General features: G+C 72.2%; 15 protein-coding genes. 5 read left to right on the top strand and 10 right to left on the bottom strand.

From position 1 onward, the window contains the following. Nucleotides 1-64 precede the first annotated feature (64 nt). Together OG625_RS32820 and OG625_RS32825 are read right to left on the bottom strand one after the other, a co-directional pair. The gene (locus OG625_RS32820; protein WP_329388218.1) at nt 65-715 is read right to left on the bottom strand and encodes a response regulator transcription factor; all 651 of its coding nucleotides are present in this window, start codon (nt 713-715) and stop codon (nt 65-67) included. 4 nt (nt 716-719) lie between these two features. After that, entirely contained in the window at nt 720-1,898 is a 1,179-nt protein-coding gene (locus tag OG625_RS32825; protein WP_329388219.1) for a sensor histidine kinase, read from the bottom strand. Nucleotides 1,899-2,006: 108 nt separating this feature from the next. Here OG625_RS32825 and OG625_RS32830 point away from each other — a divergent pair, with 108 nt between their 5' ends. Genes OG625_RS32830 through OG625_RS32840 form a run of 3 tightly spaced genes read left to right on the top strand, consistent with a single transcriptional unit; the run spans nt 2,007 to nt 4,173 of the window. Further along, nucleotides 2,007-2,918, top strand: a complete 912-nt coding sequence (locus OG625_RS32830; RefSeq protein WP_329388222.1) for an ABC transporter ATP-binding protein — start codon at nt 2,007-2,009, stop codon at nt 2,916-2,918. Between the two features lie 27 nt (nt 2,919-2,945). Continuing rightward, complete coding sequence (locus OG625_RS32835) at nt 2,946-3,695, top strand: ABC transporter permease (protein ID WP_329388224.1); 750 nt, start codon at nt 2,946-2,948, stop codon at nt 3,693-3,695. A 40-nt stretch (nt 3,696-3,735) separates the two neighbouring features. Then, on the top strand, nt 3,736-4,173 hold the full coding sequence (locus OG625_RS32840; RefSeq protein WP_329388226.1) for a hypothetical protein: 438 nt from the start codon (nt 3,736-3,738) through the stop codon (nt 4,171-4,173). Here OG625_RS32840 and mug read toward each other — a convergent pair. From mug to OG625_RS32865, 5 genes are all read right to left on the bottom strand, one after another. Next, the gene (mug, locus tag OG625_RS32845; RefSeq protein ID WP_329391173.1) at nt 4,170-4,712 is read right to left on the bottom strand and encodes a G/U mismatch-specific DNA glycosylase; all 543 of its coding nucleotides are present in this window, start codon (nt 4,710-4,712) and stop codon (nt 4,170-4,172) included. The genes OG625_RS32840 and mug overlap by 4 nt on opposite strands. After that, the gene (gene purB, locus OG625_RS32850) at nt 4,709-6,142 is read right to left on the bottom strand and encodes an adenylosuccinate lyase (protein WP_329388227.1); all 1,434 of its coding nucleotides are present in this window, start codon (nt 6,140-6,142) and stop codon (nt 4,709-4,711) included. Before purB ends, mug begins: the two co-directional genes overlap by 4 nt. Before the next feature lie 71 nt (nt 6,143-6,213). Further along, a complete protein-coding gene (locus tag OG625_RS32855; protein WP_329388229.1) occupies nt 6,214-7,005 on the bottom strand; it encodes an SGNH/GDSL hydrolase family protein in 792 nt (263 codons plus the stop codon). Nucleotides 7,006-7,055: 50 nt separating this feature from the next. Further along, a complete protein-coding gene (locus OG625_RS32860) occupies nt 7,056-8,087 on the bottom strand; it encodes a hemolysin family protein (protein WP_329388231.1) in 1,032 nt (343 codons plus the stop codon). Next, nucleotides 8,084-9,424, bottom strand: coding sequence for a hemolysin family protein (locus OG625_RS32865; RefSeq protein WP_329388233.1), 1,341 nt, complete (start codon nt 9,422-9,424; stop codon nt 8,084-8,086). The genes OG625_RS32860 and OG625_RS32865 overlap by 4 nt, the downstream gene beginning before the upstream one ends. Before the next feature lie 259 nt (nt 9,425-9,683). Here OG625_RS32865 and OG625_RS32870 point away from each other — a divergent pair, with 259 nt between their 5' ends. Further along, nucleotides 9,684-10,106 (top strand): GNAT family N-acetyltransferase, encoded by a 423-nt coding sequence (locus OG625_RS32870; protein ID WP_329388235.1) that lies wholly within the window; start codon nt 9,684-9,686, stop codon nt 10,104-10,106. Nucleotides 10,107-10,172: 66 nt separating this feature from the next. On the opposite strand, the gene bioD is transcribed toward OG625_RS32870, so the two are convergent. The 3 genes from bioD to bioB are packed head-to-tail and all read right to left on the bottom strand — an operon-like array spanning nt 10,173 to nt 13,480. Further along, nucleotides 10,173-10,892 carry a dethiobiotin synthase gene (gene bioD, locus OG625_RS32875; RefSeq protein WP_329388236.1) on the bottom strand — a complete coding sequence of 240 codons (720 nt, stop codon included), beginning with the start codon at nt 10,890-10,892 and terminating at the stop codon, nt 10,173-10,175. Nucleotide 10,893: 1 nt separating this feature from the next. After that, nucleotides 10,894-12,216, bottom strand: a complete 1,323-nt coding sequence (locus OG625_RS32880; RefSeq protein ID WP_329388238.1) for an adenosylmethionine--8-amino-7-oxononanoate transaminase — start codon at nt 12,214-12,216, stop codon at nt 10,894-10,896. Continuing rightward, complete coding sequence (gene bioB / locus OG625_RS32885) at nt 12,209-13,480, bottom strand: biotin synthase BioB (RefSeq protein ID WP_329391176.1); 1,272 nt, start codon at nt 13,478-13,480, stop codon at nt 12,209-12,211. Before bioB ends, OG625_RS32880 begins: the two co-directional genes overlap by 8 nt. Before the next feature lie 156 nt (nt 13,481-13,636). Here bioB and OG625_RS32890 point away from each other — a divergent pair, with 156 nt between their 5' ends. Continuing rightward, on the top strand, nt 13,637-14,809 hold the full coding sequence (locus tag OG625_RS32890; RefSeq protein ID WP_329388239.1) for an 8-amino-7-oxononanoate synthase: 1,173 nt from the start codon (nt 13,637-13,639) through the stop codon (nt 14,807-14,809). Nucleotides 14,810-14,813: the final 4 nt, after the last annotated feature.

Here is a 14,813-nt window from a genome sequence, read left to right on the forward strand (position 1 = left end):
CGTACTGCGCACCCGGTGCCGCGGCGAGAACCAGCCCCCCATCGGCCGGAAGTCATCGGTCCGGTCAGGCCGGGGCGACGAACCCCGACTCGTAGGCCATGATCACGGCCTGGGTCCGGTCCCGCGCCCCCAGCTTCCCCAGAATCGCGCTGACGTGCGACTTCACCGTCTCCGTTCCGACGATCAGCTTCGAGGCGATCTCCACGTTGGTCAGCCCCCGGGCCATGAGCCGCAGGACCGCCTCCTCGCGCTCGGTCAAGGCAGCCCGCTCCAGCACGGCCCGGGCCTGGCGGTTTCCGTACTCCGCGGCCAGGGCACGCACAGCCGCTGGGAAGAGCAGCGTCTCGCCCTCCGCCACCAGCCGGACCGCGTGCACGATCTCCGAAGGCCTGGCGCGCTTCAGCAGGAACCCGCTCGCGCCGGCCCGCAGCGCCTGGTAGACGTACTCGTCGTTCTCGAAGGTGGTGACCACGAGGATCTTCGGCGGGGAATCCACCGTCTTCAGGATGGCGCGGGTCGCCTCGATCCCGTCGAGCAGCGGCATCCGTACGTCCATCGCCACCACGTCCGGCCGCAGTTGCCGCACCAGTGGGACGACGGAGGCCCCGTCGGGCGCCTCACCCACCACCTCGATGTCGGGCTGGGCGTCCAGGACGGCACGCAGACCCGCGCGCACCAGGGGTTCGTCGTCGACGAGCAGTACGGTAACCGGCATCCGGTCAGCCTATTCGCTCCAGCGGAAGCCGGGCGCGCACCCTCCAGTTGCCCTCGTGCGGCCCGGTCTCGGCCTCCCCTCCGAGCAACGCGGCCCGCTCCCGGATGCCGCGCAGTCCGGAGCCGCGGCCCGTCATCGGCCCGGGCTCCGTCGGCAGGGGATTGGTGACCTCCAAGTCCAGTCTTCCCACGGCCATTTCGATCCGCACCCGGACCGGAACCGAACCGCTGTGGCGCAGTACGTTGGTCAGCGCCTCCTGAAGGATCCGGTATCCCTCGCGTGCCACCGGGCCCGGCAACTTCTCCAGCGGACCGGACAGTTCGGCGTCCACCGAGGCGCCGGAAGCGCGCGCCGACTCCAGCAGCCGGTCGGCATCGGCCAGGGTGGGCCGCTGGGAGGGAGGCCGGGAGGACTCACGGAGCACCATGAGGACCCGCTCCAGGTCCTCCATCGCGGCCCGTCCCGTCTCCTCGATCGCGCAGAGCGCCCGCTCGGTGAACTCCGGATCGCCCGCCGCCCGGGCGGCTCCCGCCTGGACGACGGCCACGGTGAGCGCGTGCCCGATGGAGTCGTGCAACTCCCGGGCGATCCGCGTCCGTTCCAACAGCTGCTCCGTCCGTGCCTCGAGCGCGGTGAGCCGCTCGGCCGCCGAAGGCCCCAGCAGTTTGGCGGCTATGGCGGTGACGGCTTCGCCGAGCAGGACCACGATGAACAGCAGCAGGACCAGCGGCACCGGCACGAGGAGCAAGGCCGCCCAGCGAGGCGGGACGAAGGGCAGGATCACGTCGTCCGCCCCGAGAGCGCGCCCCGCGCCGGTGATGGCGAGTTCCAGCGTCATGATCGGCAGCCACACCGTCGCCGCCATGGCCACGCCCGCCAAGACGAGACGTATCTCGAGCCAGGCGAGCGTCCGCCAGCGGTCACTCCAACGCGCGGACGGTGCGGTGCTGATGGAGCCGTCGGGCCGGCCGCGCTCGTGCGGGGTGAGCAGGAACTGGGCCTGCAGCCCTTCTGCCAGCCGCACCCAGGGGACCAGTCCGAAGGGGGCGACGATCAGGGCGGGCATCCACGGCCATGCGGGCTCTATGAACATCCAGATGGCGAGGAGCAGGATCGGTACGAGCAGATGCAGCCAGCGGGTGTAGGTGACCCCGCGAAGGGGGGCACGGAGCAATCGGTACATGTCCTCATCCTGACAGCCGGCCGTCGGCGGCCGTCTCCCCCACGTGGGGGAGACGATCCCCCCACGTGGGGGAGGATGGGGGGTGGGTCCGACGGCGAATCTTGAGGCATGAACACGATCGAGATTCGAGACCTCACCAAGGAATACGGCACCCACCGTGCGGTGGACGGCCTCACCTTCGATGTTTTGCCCGGGCGGGTCACCGGCTTCCTCGGCCCCAACGGAGCCGGAAAGTCGACCACGATGCGGCTGCTGCTGGGCCTGGACCGGGCGACCTCGGGCACGGCCACCATCGGTGGGCGGAGCTACCTGGACTTCCCGGACCCGCTGCACCGGGTCGGAGCCCTCCTGGACGCGCAGTCGGCGCACGGCGGACGCACCGCTCAGGACCACCTCCGCTTTCTCGCCGCGGCCGGCAGTATGCCGATGCGCCGGGTGGGCGAGGTCTTGGAGCAGGCCGGGCTGGCCTCCGTGGCCAAGCGGCGGATCAAGTCATTCTCGCTCGGCATGCGCCAGCGCCTCGGCATAGCCGCCGCGCTACTGGGCGACCCCGGGGTGCTCCTGTTGGACGAGCCGACCAACGGCCTCGACCCCGAGGGCATCATCTGGATCCGTGAGCTGATGCGCGGCTTCGCCGCCGAAGGACGCACCGTCCTGGTCTCCAGCCACCTGATGTCCGAGACCTCGGCGCTCGCCGACCACTTGATCGTGCTCGGCAACGGCAAGCTGCTGGCCGATACCTCGATGAAGGAATTCATCGACGCCCGCAGCACCCAGAGGGTGCGCCTGCGCACCTCCGACCCGATCCGGCTGCGGGCCGCACTGGCCCGGGACGGCTTCGAGATGGTGACTGCCGACGACGGGCGATGGACCGTCGAAGGCATGCAGGCCGAAGACCTCGGCGGCCTGGCGGCCCGCGAAGGCATCCCCATGCTGGAGCTCTCCGACGAGCGCGCCTCGCTGGAGCAGGCCTACCTCGACCTCACGGCCGATCACGCGCAGTTCACCGCAACCCACTGACTTTCCCAACCTCCAGGAGGCATCGCCATGCGCGCCGCTCTGCCCACCGCACCCACCCTGCACTCGGAATGGATCAAGATTCGGTCGCTGCGTGGAACATTCTGGGCGCTGATAGCCGTCTTCGCCGCCACCGCGGGAATCCAGGTGCTGACGGCTGCGGCGATAGGCCAGGCAGAAGCCGGCAGCATGGGACAGGACCCGCTCTACGCGGCCTACTACGGACTCATCTTCGGCCAGATCGCCGCCATGACCTTCGGTGCGGGCGCCCTGTCCTGCGAGTTCCAGAACGGCGCTCTGCGCACCTCTCTGGCCGCCGTGCCGAACCGCACCCGGTTCTACCTGTCGAAGATGGCGATGGTGGGCGGACTGGCCCTGGTGGTCGGTCAGGTCTCGGGACTGGTCACCTTCGTCGCGGGCCAGGCGTTGATGGGCCCGTACGCCCTTGAGCTCGGCGACCCGGGTACCTACCGTTCCATCGTCGGCTGCGGGCTCTACCTCGCACTGATGGCCCTGTTCGCCGCCGGGCTGGCCGCCGTGCTGAAGAGCGGCACTGCCGTGCTGAGCCTGCTCATACCCTTCGTCCTGCTGGTCTCGTTCATCGTTGGCGAGGCTTCCGGCGGCGTGGCCCAGTTCCTGCCGGACCGTGCCGGCCAGATGGTGATGCACTCGCAGACGCAGGACGGTCTCGGTCCCTGGACGGGCCTCGGCGTGATGGCACTGTGGGCGGGCGCTGCGGTGTTCGGCGGCTGGCTGGCGGTGCGGCGCCGGGACGCGTGACGCCGGACCAGTTGTCAGTGGGGGTCGGGATACTGACGGTATGACCACGGCAGAGCATCTCGACACGATCGACCGGCTCAGGGTGACGGAATTCCCACCCGAGCCGGTCTGGTACGGCGGGCAGAGCAGCGGCCCCGGTTACCACATGGTCCCGGTGGGGCGGACCGCGGACTTCTGGGCGGACGGCGGAGCCGGACGGAGCGAGGCGGCCGACCAGATCAACGCCGAGTACGGGGCGTTGGTCCAAGCCCTGACAAGCCGGTGGGGGGACCCGCAGATATTCAGCCTGGGATCGCTGAGGGACCGCGGGTTCGACGGCGAGGAGATACCGGAGCCGTGGGACGAGCTGAGCAACAGCACCGACCACGTGCACCTGTGGAGGGCCGGCGACCACTGGCTCGTGGCCTACGTGGCGCAGTGGGACGAAGGCGACCCCTACCTGCTGATGGCAGGGGTCACGGTCATCGACCCGCCCTAGGCTTCGGATTCGGCGGCTGCGCGGAGGCGGGCGTATTCCTGGGCCATGGTCTCCGCCGTCCAATGGGCGTTGAGGCCACTGGGGTTGGGGAGGGCCCAGACGCGGGTGGAGCCGATGGTCCGCTCCTGGGGGCCGATCTGTGCCTTCTTCTCACCGAAGGCCGTGCGGTAGGCGGTGACTCCGACCACCGCGAGCCACTGGGGGCGGAGGAGCTCCACCTTGGCTGTGAGGATGCGGCCACCCTCGCGGAACTCCTCGGTGCTGAGCTCGTCCGCGCGGGCAGTGGCGCGGGCCACGACGTTGGTGATGCCGAGGCGGTAGGTCAGCAGCTCCTCCTGCTCGGAGGGGGCCAGCCGGCGGGGGGTGAAACCCGACAGGTGCAGCACAGGCCAGAAACGGTTGCCGGGGCGGGCGAAGTGGTGGCCCGTCGCGGCGGAGAGGAGACCCGGGTTGATGCCGCAGAACAGCACACGCAGACCGCCCGCGACCACGTCCGGGAGGACGCGGTCACGGGCGGCGTTGAGCTCGTCGGGGGTCAGAGGATCGACCCCGGAGCGTATGCGGCGGCCTCCGGGTGCTGCTTGGCGATCGCCTCGATGCGGGAGACCACCGCCGCCACCTGGTCGCCCGCGGCGCCGGTGAAGGACAGCTTGTCGGCCATCAGCGCGTCGAGCTGCGCCCGGTCCAGCGGCATCCGCTCGTCGGCGGCCAGCTTGTCGAGGAGCTCGTTGCGCTCGGCGCCCTGCTCGCGCATCGCGAGGGCCGAGGCCACCGCGTGCTCCTTGATGACCTCGTGGGCGGCCTCGCGGCCCACCCCGGCCCGCACCGCGCCCATCAGGACCTTGGTGGTCGCGAGGAACGGCAGGTAGCGGTCCAGCTCACGGGCCACGACCGCCGGGAAGGCGCCGAACTCGTCGAGGACCGTCAGGAAGGTCTCCAACAGGCCGTCGAAGGCGAAGAACGCGTCCGGCAGGGCGATGCGGCGGACCACGGAGCAGGAGACGTCGCCCTCGTTCCACTGGTCGCCGGCCAGCTCGCCGGTCATCGAGGCGTAACCGCGCAGGATGACCATCAGGCCGTTCACGCGCTCGCAGGAGCGGGTGTTCATCTTGTGCGGCATCGCGGAGGAGCCGACCTGGCCGGGCTTGAAGCCCTCCGTCACCAGCTCGTGGCCGGCCATCAGGCGGATCGTCTTGGCGATGGAGGAGGGTGCTGCGGCCAGCTGGACCAGGGCGGTGACCACGTCGTAGTCGAGCGAGCGCGGGTAGACCTGGCCGACCGAGGTGAAGGCCTGGGCGAAGCCGAGGTGGGTGGCGATCCGCTGCTCCAGGTCGGCGAGCTTGGTGGCGTCGCCACCGAGCAGGTCGAGCATGTCCTGGGCGGTGCCGACGGGGCCCTTGATGCCGCGCAGCGGGTAGCGGTCGAGGAGGTTCTCCAGGCGGTCGTAGGCGACCAGGAGTTCGTCGGCCGCGGTGGCGAAGCGCTTGCCCAGGGTGGTGGCCTGCGCGGCCACGTTGTGGGAGCGGCCGGCCATGACCAGCTCGGCGTGCTCGCCGGCCAGCTTGCCGAGGCGGGCGAGGACGGCGACGGTGCGGTCGCGGGCCAGCTCGAGGGAGAGCCGGATCTGGAGCTGCTCGACGTTCTCGGTGAGGTCGCGCGAGGTCATGCCCTTGTGGACGTGCTCGTGACCGGCGAGGGCGTTGAACTCCTCGATGCGGGCCTTCACGTCGTGCCGGGTGACCTTCTCGCGCTCGGCGATGGAGGCCAGGTCGACGGTCTCCAGGACGCGCTCGTAGTCGGCGAGGGCCGCGTCGGGGACCTCGATGCCGAGGTCCTTCTGGGCGCGCAGCACGGCGAGCCACAGCCGCCGCTCCAGCGTCACCTTGTACTCGGGGGACCACAGGACGGCGAGCTCCGCGGAGGCGTAGCGGCCGGCCAGGACATTGGGGATGCGGGGCTTGGCTGTCACGTGTAGGGATTCTACTTGGGCCCCGGCTGTGCGTTTACGCAGGTAGGGCCGTTGCCGCTGATTGTGGCTTGCTACGAGACGCGCTGGTCCTCGTGCGGGGCGTACGGGAGGAGCTCCGGGCGCTTCGCCGGTCGGCCGTCCCCGGAGGAACGGCCCGTCAGGCGACGGCCGATCCAGGGGAGCAGGTGCCGACGGGCGAAGCTCAGGTCCTGGGCTCGTCGCACCGTCCAGCCCGGGGGCTCGGTGGCCGGAAGCTCGGCGCGCCAGTCGTCCTCGGCGGGCAGGCCCAGCGTCTGCCAGACGGCCTCGGCCACCCGGCGGTGGCCTTCGGGCGTGAGGTGCAGCCGGTCCACGTCCCACATGCGGGGGTCGGCCAGCGCGGGGGACCCGTACAGGTCGACGACGAGGGCGCCGTGCCGTGCCGCGAGCTCCTCGATGAAGAGGAAGAGCTCCTCCATGCGGGGGCGGAAGCGTTCCATCACGGGGCCGTTGCGCCCCGGGGAGCGCATCAGGACCAGCTGCTTGCAGGAGGGTGCGAGGAGTTCCACGGCCGCCTCCAGGTGCTCCCGGACGTGACCCATGTCCACCTTGGGGCGCAGGGTGTCGTTCAGCCCGCCCACCAGGGCCACCACGTCGGCGCCCATCGCGGCCGCGACCGGCGCCTGGTCCGCGGCGATCTGCCCGATCAGCTTCCCGCGGACCGCGAGGTTCGCGTAGCGGAAGTCCGGCTCGCGCGCCGCCAGGCGGGCGGCCAGCAGGTCGGCCCAGCCCCGGTAGGAGCCGTCGGGGAGCAGGTCGGACATCCCCTCGGTGAAGGAGTCGCCGACCGCGACGAAACTGGTGTAGTGCGCATTCATCTCCATGGCGGAGTGATGTTACCGCGCGGTACCCGCCCCGCACGGGCCGGGGACCGTCATCCCCAGCCGGATGCGGGACGGCCGAACAGCTCGCGCAGCACGTCCTCCATCGTCACCAGGCCCGTCATCGCACCGTCCGGACCGAGCACCGCCGCCAGGTGCGTACGGCTTCGCCGCATCGCCGTCAGCACGTCGTCCAGCGGGGTCTCCGCCCGGACCTGCGCGATCGGCCGCAATGCCGACACCGGGAACGGCTCGTCGCGCGCGTCCGGCTCCGCGTCCAGGGCGTCCTTGACGTGCAGGTAGCCCAGGATCCGGCGCTGCGCGTCGATCATCGGGAAACGGGAGTACCCGGACTCCGCCGACAGCCGCTCCAGCCCGGCCGGCGTGATGCCCTCCCGGGCCGGAACCACCCGGTCCGCGGGCAGCACCACGTCGGTGACCGGCCGGCGGCCCAGTTCCAGGGCGTCGTGCAGCCGCTCGCTCGCCCGGTCGTCGATGAGCCCCGCGTTACTGGAGTCCTTCACGATCCGTGCCAGCTCGTCGTCCGAGAAGCTCGCCGCGACCTCGTCCTTCACCTCCACCCGCAGCAGCCGCAGCAGCGCGTTGGCGAAGGCGTTGATCGCGAAGATCACCGGCCGCAGCGCCCGCGTGAGGGTCACCAGCGGCGGGCCCAGGGCCAGCGCGGTACGCACCGGCTCGGCCAGCGCCACGTTCTTCGGCACCATCTCGCCGAAGAGCATGTGCAGGTACGTGGCCAGGGCCAGCGCCACCACGAAGGAGATCGCGTGCGTCACGCCGCCCGGCACCCCGACGAGGTCGAACAGCGGGGCCAGCAGGTGCGCGATGGCCGGCTCGGCCACCACGCCCAGCACCAGGGTGCACAGCGTGATGCCCAGCTGGGCCGCCGCCATCAGGGCCGACACGTGCTCCAGACCCCACAGGACCGCGCGGGCCCGCCGGTCGCCCTGCTCGGCGTACGGCTCGATCTGGCTGCGCCGCACCGAGATCAGCGCGAACTCCGCACCGACGAAGAAGGCGTTGACGACGAGCGTCGCCAGGCCGATCAGAAGCTGGATCGCGGTCATCGGGTCCCCTCTCCGTGCCCGTTCCCGTCGGGCTCGGCCGGCGCGTGCAGCAGCACCCGCGCGGCCCGTCGCCCGCTGGCGTCCACCACGTCCAGGCGCCAGCCGCCCATCTCCAGCCCGTCGCCGACCACCGGGATCCGGCCCAGCTCGGTCGCCATCAGACCGGCGAGGGTCTCGTACGGCCCGTCGGGGACCCGCAGTCCGATCCGCTGGAGCTGGTCTATGCGGGCCGCGCCGTCGGCGGAGTAGAGCGTGCGCCCGTCGGCGTCCGTACCGGCGGGGGCCAGGTCCGGGGTCTCGTGCGGGTCGTGCTCGTCGCGGACCTCGCCGACGACCTCCTCGACGATGTCCTCCAGCGTGGCGACGCCGGCCGTGCCGCCGTACTCGTCGATGACCACGGCCATCGTCTGCTTGCCGGACAGCCGGTCCAGCAGCCGGTCCACGGTCAGCGACTCCGGTACGAGAAGGGGCTCGCGCAGCAGCTGCGACACCGGGTGGCGATGGCGTTCCTCGGCGGGCAGCGCCAGCACGTCCTTGATGTGCACGGTGCCGACGACGGTGTCGAGGCTGCCCCGGTAGACCGGGAAGCGCGACAGGCCGGTGGCCAGCGTCGCGTTCGCCACGTCCTCGGCGGTGGTCTGCAGGTCGAGGGCGGTGACCTGGACGCGCGGGGTCATCACGTTCTCCGCGGTCAGGTCGGCCAGGTTCAAGGTCCGCACGAACAACTCGGCGGTGTCCTTCTCCAGCGAGCCCGCCTTCGCGGAGTGCCGCGCCAGGGCGACCAGCTCCTGGGGGGTCCGCGCGGAGGCCAGCTCCTCGGCCGGCTCCATGCCGAAGCGGCGGACCGTGTGGTTCGCGGTCGTGTTCAGATGACTGATCAGAGGCCTGAAGGCCCGGCTGAACACCCGCTGCACGGTCGCCACGCGCTTGGCGATGGCCAGGGGCGAGGAGATCGCCCAGTTCTTCGGCACCAGCTCGCCGACGACCATCAGCACGACGGTCGACAGCACGGTGCCCAGGACCAGCGCGGTGGTGGACGCGGCCCCGGCCGACAGGCCCATGGCCTTGAACGGGCCCTCGAGCAGGGCTGCGATCGACGGCTTGGAGATCATGCCGATGACCAGGCCGGTCACGGTGATGCCGAGCTGGGCGCCGGAGAGCTGGAAGGTCAGGGTGCGGACGGCGGCCAGGGCGCTGTCGGCCCCGCGCTCGCCCCGCTCGACGGCCCGTTCGAGTTCGCTGCGCTCGACGGTGGTCAGTGAGAACTCGGCCGCGACGAAGACCCCGCAGGCGAGACAGAGCAGCAGTGCCACGACGAGCAGGAGCACCTCGGTCATCGGTCGATCACCTCTGTCCCATGATCGGCCAGGAGGAGAGGTACTGCGCGATGTCGCGAACGGGCGGGTCGTGGACCGGGAGGCTCGCCCATGGGCGGACGATCACACCTTTCGTACGGGTGGCGGGTGAGGACCGCTTGCCCGAACATCGTAAAGGAAGGGCAAAGAGAGCGGATCATTCCGTTGGCGGAGCCGCCCCGAGGTCCGAAGGGCGGAAGTCGGTGGCGGGCCACCGTCCGCGCGTGCTTGGCTCCCGATCATGACCGATCTGCACATCCGGGCCGCAGTGGCGGCCGACGCCGAGACCGTGCTCGCCTTCTGGAGGGAAGCGGCCGAGGGCACGTCCATCACGGACGACGTGGACGGCGTGACGCGCCTCGTCACGCGCGACCCCGAAGCCCTGATCCTCGCGGAGCGCGACGGACTCCTCGTCGGCTCCGTGATCGCCGGCTGGGATGGATGGCGGGCATCCCTCTACCGGCTGGCCGTGCTGCCCTCCCACCGTCGGCAGGGGATCGCCGGCGCGCTCCTCGAAGCGGCCGAACGGCGCTTCCTCGCCGCCGGAGGCCGCCGCGGGGACGCGATGGTCCTCGAGGCGAACGAACGGGCGCACCGCGTGTGGGCCGCGGCCGGCTACCGCCGCGAGGACCACTGGCGCCGCTGGGTGAAGCCGTTCGCCTAGCGGACGTCGTGCCGACCGGGCCGGCTGGCCGACCGGGCCGGTCGGGCCGGGCCGGCCGGTGGGTCGTTACGCCGGCCAGGCCGTCAGGAACGACGCGGCCGACCACGTGCCCGACAGGGCGGGGGAGAGCCAGCCGGGGGCTGCCGCGCGGAAGCGTTCCGGGGCCAGGCCGCCCGAGCCCTCGGGGACCGCGCCCAGGAGGGGGAGGCCCGAGGAGGCCGGGAGGTCCGCCAGGTTGCAGCGGGCCGCCAGGTCCGGGGCGGCGGGCCAGCTGCCGACCACCACGCCCAGCCCCGTCAGCTCCCGCGCCCGGAGGGCCTCCGCCGTGAGGGTGGTGGAGTTGAGGGTGCCGAGGCCCGCCGCGGCCACCACCAGCACCGGGGCGTCGAGCAGGCGGGCCGCGTCGGCCAGGGTGTGGCCGGCCTCGTCGAAGCGGACCAGCAGACCGCCCGCGCCCTCGACGAGGACCAGGTCGTGGGAGAGCGACAGCCGGTGGGCGGCCTCCGCGATCCGCGTCGGCGAGAGCGTGGGCAGTCCCGCGCGCCGGGCGGCCGTGTCCGGAGCCAAGGGCTCCGGGTAGCGGGCCAGTTCCACCGCGGTGACGGAGGGGCCGGCCAGCCGGACGGCCTCGGCGGCGTCCCCCGGCTCGTCCGGGCCGACACCCGTCTGGGCGGGCTTGAGCACCGCCACCGAGCGGCCGACCGCCACAGCGGCGGCCGCGATCGCCGACGTGACCACGGTCTTGCCGACCTCGGTGCCGGTGCCGGAAACGACCAGTACGGACATTTCAGCCTTCCTCGGCCGCCGCGCGCACCGCACGGCAGATACGGGCCACGTCGGCGTCGCCTGTGACGAACGGCGGCATGGTGTAGATCAGGTCCCGGAAGGGGCGCAGCCACACGCCCTCGCGCACCGCCGCCCGGGTGGCGGCCGCCATGTCGATCGGGTGGTCCAGCTGGACGACGCCGATCGCGCCCAGGACGCGTACGTCCCGTACTCCGGGCACCGAGGACACGTCCGCGAGGCCTTCGCGCAGGCCCGCCTCGATCCGCTTGACCTCCCCCGACCAGTCCTGGCCGAGCAGCAGGTCGATGGAGGCGAGGGCCACGGCCGTCGCGAGCGGGTTGCCCATGAAGGTCGGCCCGTGGGCGAGCACGGGGACCTCGCCCTGCGAGATCCCGTCCGCCACCCGCTCCGTGCACAGGGTCGCGGCGAGGGTGAGGTAGCCGCCGGTCAGCGACTTGCCCAGGCACATCACGTCCGGGGTGATCCCCGCGTGGTCGGCGGCGAAGAGCGCGCCGGTACGGCCGAAGCCCGTCGCGATCTCGTCCAGGACGAGCAGCACGCCGTACTCGTCGCACAGCTCGCGCAGGACCCGCAGGTAGCCCGGGTTGTGGAAGCGCATGCCGCCCGCGCCCTGCACCACCGGCTCCACGATCACCGCGGCGAGCTCATCGGCGTGCGCGGCGATCAGGGTGCGCAGGTGGTCCGCGTACGCAGGGTCCACCGGGGTGTCGAAGCCTCCGGGCGGTGCGTCCGCGAAGACCTGCCGCGGCAGGTGGCCCTGCCACAGGTCGTGCATGCCGCCGTCGGGGTCGCACACGGCCATCGGCTGCCAGGTGTCCCCGTGGTAGCCGCCGCGCCAGGTCAGCAGCCGGGTCTTGCCCGTCCGGCCGAGCGAACGCCAGTACTGCAGGCACATCTTGACCGCGACCTCGACGGACACCGACCCCGAATCGGCGAGGAAGACGTGCTCCAGCCCCGCCGGGGTGATCTCGACGAGCTTCGCTGCCAGCCGGACGGCGGGCTCATGGGTGAGTCCGCCGAACATCACGTGTGACATCCGGCCGAGCTGCGCGGTCGCGGCCTCGTTCAGCACCGGGTGGTTGTAGCCGTGGATCGCCGACCACCAGGAGGACATGCCGTCGACGAGTTCGTCGTGACCCTGCCCCTGCGAGGGCACGGCGAGCCGCAGCCGCACCCCCGCGGCCGACTCGATGACCAGCGGCTCCTGCCGCCCGGGCATCGGGCCGTACGGGTGCCAGACGTGCTGCCGGTCCAGCGCGAGGAGTTCCGCGCCGGCCGACAGCGGGTGGTGCTGGTCAGGCATTGGGGGCGACGTCCGTCCCCGCGCCGCGGCGGCGCACCGCCACCAGGTCCGAACGCACCTCGCCGGCCTCGGCCTGCGCCGGAGCGGGAACCGCAGCCGGAGCCGCCTCCGCGTGGTCGGAGTGCCCGGAGCAGCCGCCGCACGCCGAGCCGCAGCCGGCCTGGGAAGAGGCCTCGGCGGAGCCGCCGCTCGAACCGCAGACGGAGGCGCCGCCGGAGTGCGAGCCGCAGCCCCCGCCGGTGGCCGCCTCGGCCACGTCGGAGCGGTGCGCGGGCAGGGTCGTCGTACCGGCGCCCTCCACCTCGAAGCCGGCGTCCGCGATCATGTCGAGGTCTGTCTGGCCTGCCTGGCCCTCACTGGTGAGGTAGTCGCCGAGGAAGATCGAGTTGGCGATGTGCAGGGCCAGCGGCTGCATCGAGCGCAGGTGCACCTCGCGGCCGCCGGCGATCCGGACCTCCACGTCGGGGCAGACGAACCGGACCATCGCCAGGATCCGCAGGCAGCGCTGCGGGGTGAGGTTCCACTCCTTGGCCAGCGGGGTGCCCTCGAAGGGGATCAGGAAGTTGACCGGCACGGAGTCCGAGTCCAGCTCGCGCAGCGAGTAGACGACGTCGACGAGGTCCTCGTCGCTCTCGCCCATGCCCGCGATCAGGCCGGAGCAGGCGGACAGGCCCGCCGCGTGCGCCTTCTGCACCGTGTCCACGCGGTCCGCGTAGGTGTGCGTCTTGGTGATCGCGCCGTAGGTGGCCTCGGAGGTGTTCAGGTTGTGGTTGTACGCGTCCGCGCCCGCGTCCCGCAGCTTCTCCGCCTGGCCGTCCGCGAGCAGGCCGAGGCACGCGCAGACCTCGACGCCCTCGTTCTGCTCCTTGATCGCCGCGATGGTCTTGCCGACCCGGTCCACGTCCCGGTCCGTCGGACCGCGGCCGCTCGCGACCAGGCAGACCCGCTTCGCACCGCCCGCGACACCCGCGGCGGCGGCCTGGGAGGCCTCCTCGGGCTTCAGCCACGTGTACTTGAGGATCTCGGCCTTCGACCCGAGCCGCTGGGAGCAGTACGAGCAGTCCTCCGGGCACAGGCCCGACTTCAGGTTGACCAGGTAGTTCAGCTTGACCCGCCGCCCGAACCACTGGCGGCGCACCTTGCCGGCCGCGGCCACCACGTCGAGCAGTTCGTCGTCGGAAGTCGCCAGTACGGCGAGCGCCTCTTCTCGGGTCGGCAGCTCGCGCCGCAGCCCCTTGTCCACCAGGGTGTTCAGCAGGTCCATGAGGCCGATCCTGGCGTACACGACCACTCCCGGCCAAGGAGAGATCGCACAACATGACCGAATGAGAGTGTGTGTATCGCCACACCTGACCCGCAAGTAACGGCGGCTAGGGTCGGGCAGGTCTGTGGACTGCCGACAAAACACGAGGACCTGCCGATGCCCCAGCACACTCCCGATCCCGTGGACGTCTTCGCGTGGATCGACGCCGCGGAGAGCGCCCGTGCGGAGGCCGGCCTCGTCCGGACGCTGCGCCCCCGGCCGGAGACCTCGACGCTGCTGGACCTCGCGAGCAACGACTACCTCGGCCTGACCCGGCACCCCGAGACCGTCCGCGGCGCCCGCGAGGCGGCCGAGCGCTGGGGCGCCGGCGCCACCGGTTCCCGGCTCGTCACGGGCACGACGGAACTCCACGCGGAACTGGAGCGATCGCTTGCCGCCTTCTGCGGTTTCGAGGCCGCACTGGTCCTCTCCTCCGGGTACGCGGCCAACCTCGCCGCCGTCACCGCGCTCAGCGGCCGCGGCACGCTGGTCGTCTCCGACGCCGGCAACCACGCCTCGATCGTCGACGGCTGCCGCCTCTCGCGCGCCGAGACCGCGGTGATCCCGCACTCCGATCCCGACACCGCGCGCAAGACGCTCGCCGCGCACGAGGGCCGGGCGCTGCTGGTCAGCGACTCGGTGTTCTCCGTGGACGGGGACGCCGCCCCGCTCGCCGACTACGCCGCCGCCGCCCGGGACGAGGGCGCGGCCCTGGTCGTGGACGACGCGCACGGGCTCGGGGTGCTGGGCGAGGGCGGCCGCGGCGCGCTGCACGCCGCCGGGCTCGCGGGCGCGCCCGGGGTGGTCGCCACCCTGACCCTCTCCAAGTCCCTGGGCAGCCAGGGCGGGGCCGTGCTCGGCCCGGCCAAGGTCATCCGGCACCTGGTCAACACCGCGCGCACCTTCATCTTCGACACCGGGCTGGCCCCGGCCGCCGCGGGCGCGGCACTGGCGAGCCTGCGCCTGCTCCAGCGGGAACCGGAGCGCGCGGACCGCGCCCGCGAGGTGGCCGCCCAGCTGTACGGGCGGCTCACCGCGTCCGGCCTGACCGCGGCCCGGCCGGACGCGGCCGTGGTGTCGGTTCGGGCCCCGTCGGCCTCGGCGGCACTGCAGTGGGCCGCCGACTGCCGCGAGGCAGGTCTGTCCGTGGGGTGCTTCCGGCCGCCGTCGGTGCCGGACGGCATTTCCCGGCTGCGGCTGACCGCTCGGGCGGATCTCACGGGGGACGAGATCGACCGGGCCGTCGGGACGATCCTGCGGACCGCTCCGGCCGGAGCCACGGACCGGTAGGCGG

It is taken from the genome of Streptomyces sp. NBC_01351, from assembly GCF_036237315.1.
GTDB lineage: Bacteria > Actinomycetota > Actinomycetes > Streptomycetales > Streptomycetaceae > Streptomyces.

What these genes read in the sequence shown, in the direction of transcription:
- OG625_RS32820 (WP_329388218.1), bottom strand. Translation starts at nt 715, where the DNA reads ATGCCGGTTACCGTACTGCTCGTCGACGACGAACCCCTGGTGCGCGCG.
- OG625_RS32825 (WP_329388219.1), bottom strand. Translation starts at nt 1,898, where the DNA reads ATGTACCGATTGCTCCGTGCCCCCCTTCGCGGGGTCACCTACACCCGC.
- OG625_RS32830 (WP_329388222.1), top strand. Translation starts at nt 2,007, where the DNA reads ATGAACACGATCGAGATTCGAGACCTCACCAAGGAATACGGCACCCAC.
- OG625_RS32835 (WP_329388224.1), top strand. Translation starts at nt 2,946, where the DNA reads ATGCGCGCCGCTCTGCCCACCGCACCCACCCTGCACTCGGAATGGATC.
- OG625_RS32840 (WP_329388226.1), top strand. Translation starts at nt 3,736, where the DNA reads ATGACCACGGCAGAGCATCTCGACACGATCGACCGGCTCAGGGTGACG.
- OG625_RS32855 (WP_329388229.1), bottom strand. Translation starts at nt 7,005, where the DNA reads ATGGAGATGAATGCGCACTACACCAGTTTCGTCGCGGTCGGCGACTCC.
- OG625_RS32860 (WP_329388231.1), bottom strand. Translation starts at nt 8,087, where the DNA reads ATGACCGCGATCCAGCTTCTGATCGGCCTGGCGACGCTCGTCGTCAAC.
- OG625_RS32865 (WP_329388233.1), bottom strand. Translation starts at nt 9,424, where the DNA reads ATGACCGAGGTGCTCCTGCTCGTCGTGGCACTGCTGCTCTGTCTCGCC.
- OG625_RS32870 (WP_329388235.1), top strand. Translation starts at nt 9,684, where the DNA reads ATGACCGATCTGCACATCCGGGCCGCAGTGGCGGCCGACGCCGAGACC.
- bioD (WP_329388236.1), bottom strand. Translation starts at nt 10,892, where the DNA reads ATGTCCGTACTGGTCGTTTCCGGCACCGGCACCGAGGTCGGCAAGACC.
- OG625_RS32880 (WP_329388238.1), bottom strand. Translation starts at nt 12,216, where the DNA reads ATGCCTGACCAGCACCACCCGCTGTCGGCCGGCGCGGAACTCCTCGCG.
- bioB (WP_329391176.1), bottom strand. Translation starts at nt 13,480, where the DNA reads ATGGACCTGCTGAACACCCTGGTGGACAAGGGGCTGCGGCGCGAGCTG.
- OG625_RS32890 (WP_329388239.1), top strand. Translation starts at nt 13,637, where the DNA reads ATGCCCCAGCACACTCCCGATCCCGTGGACGTCTTCGCGTGGATCGAC.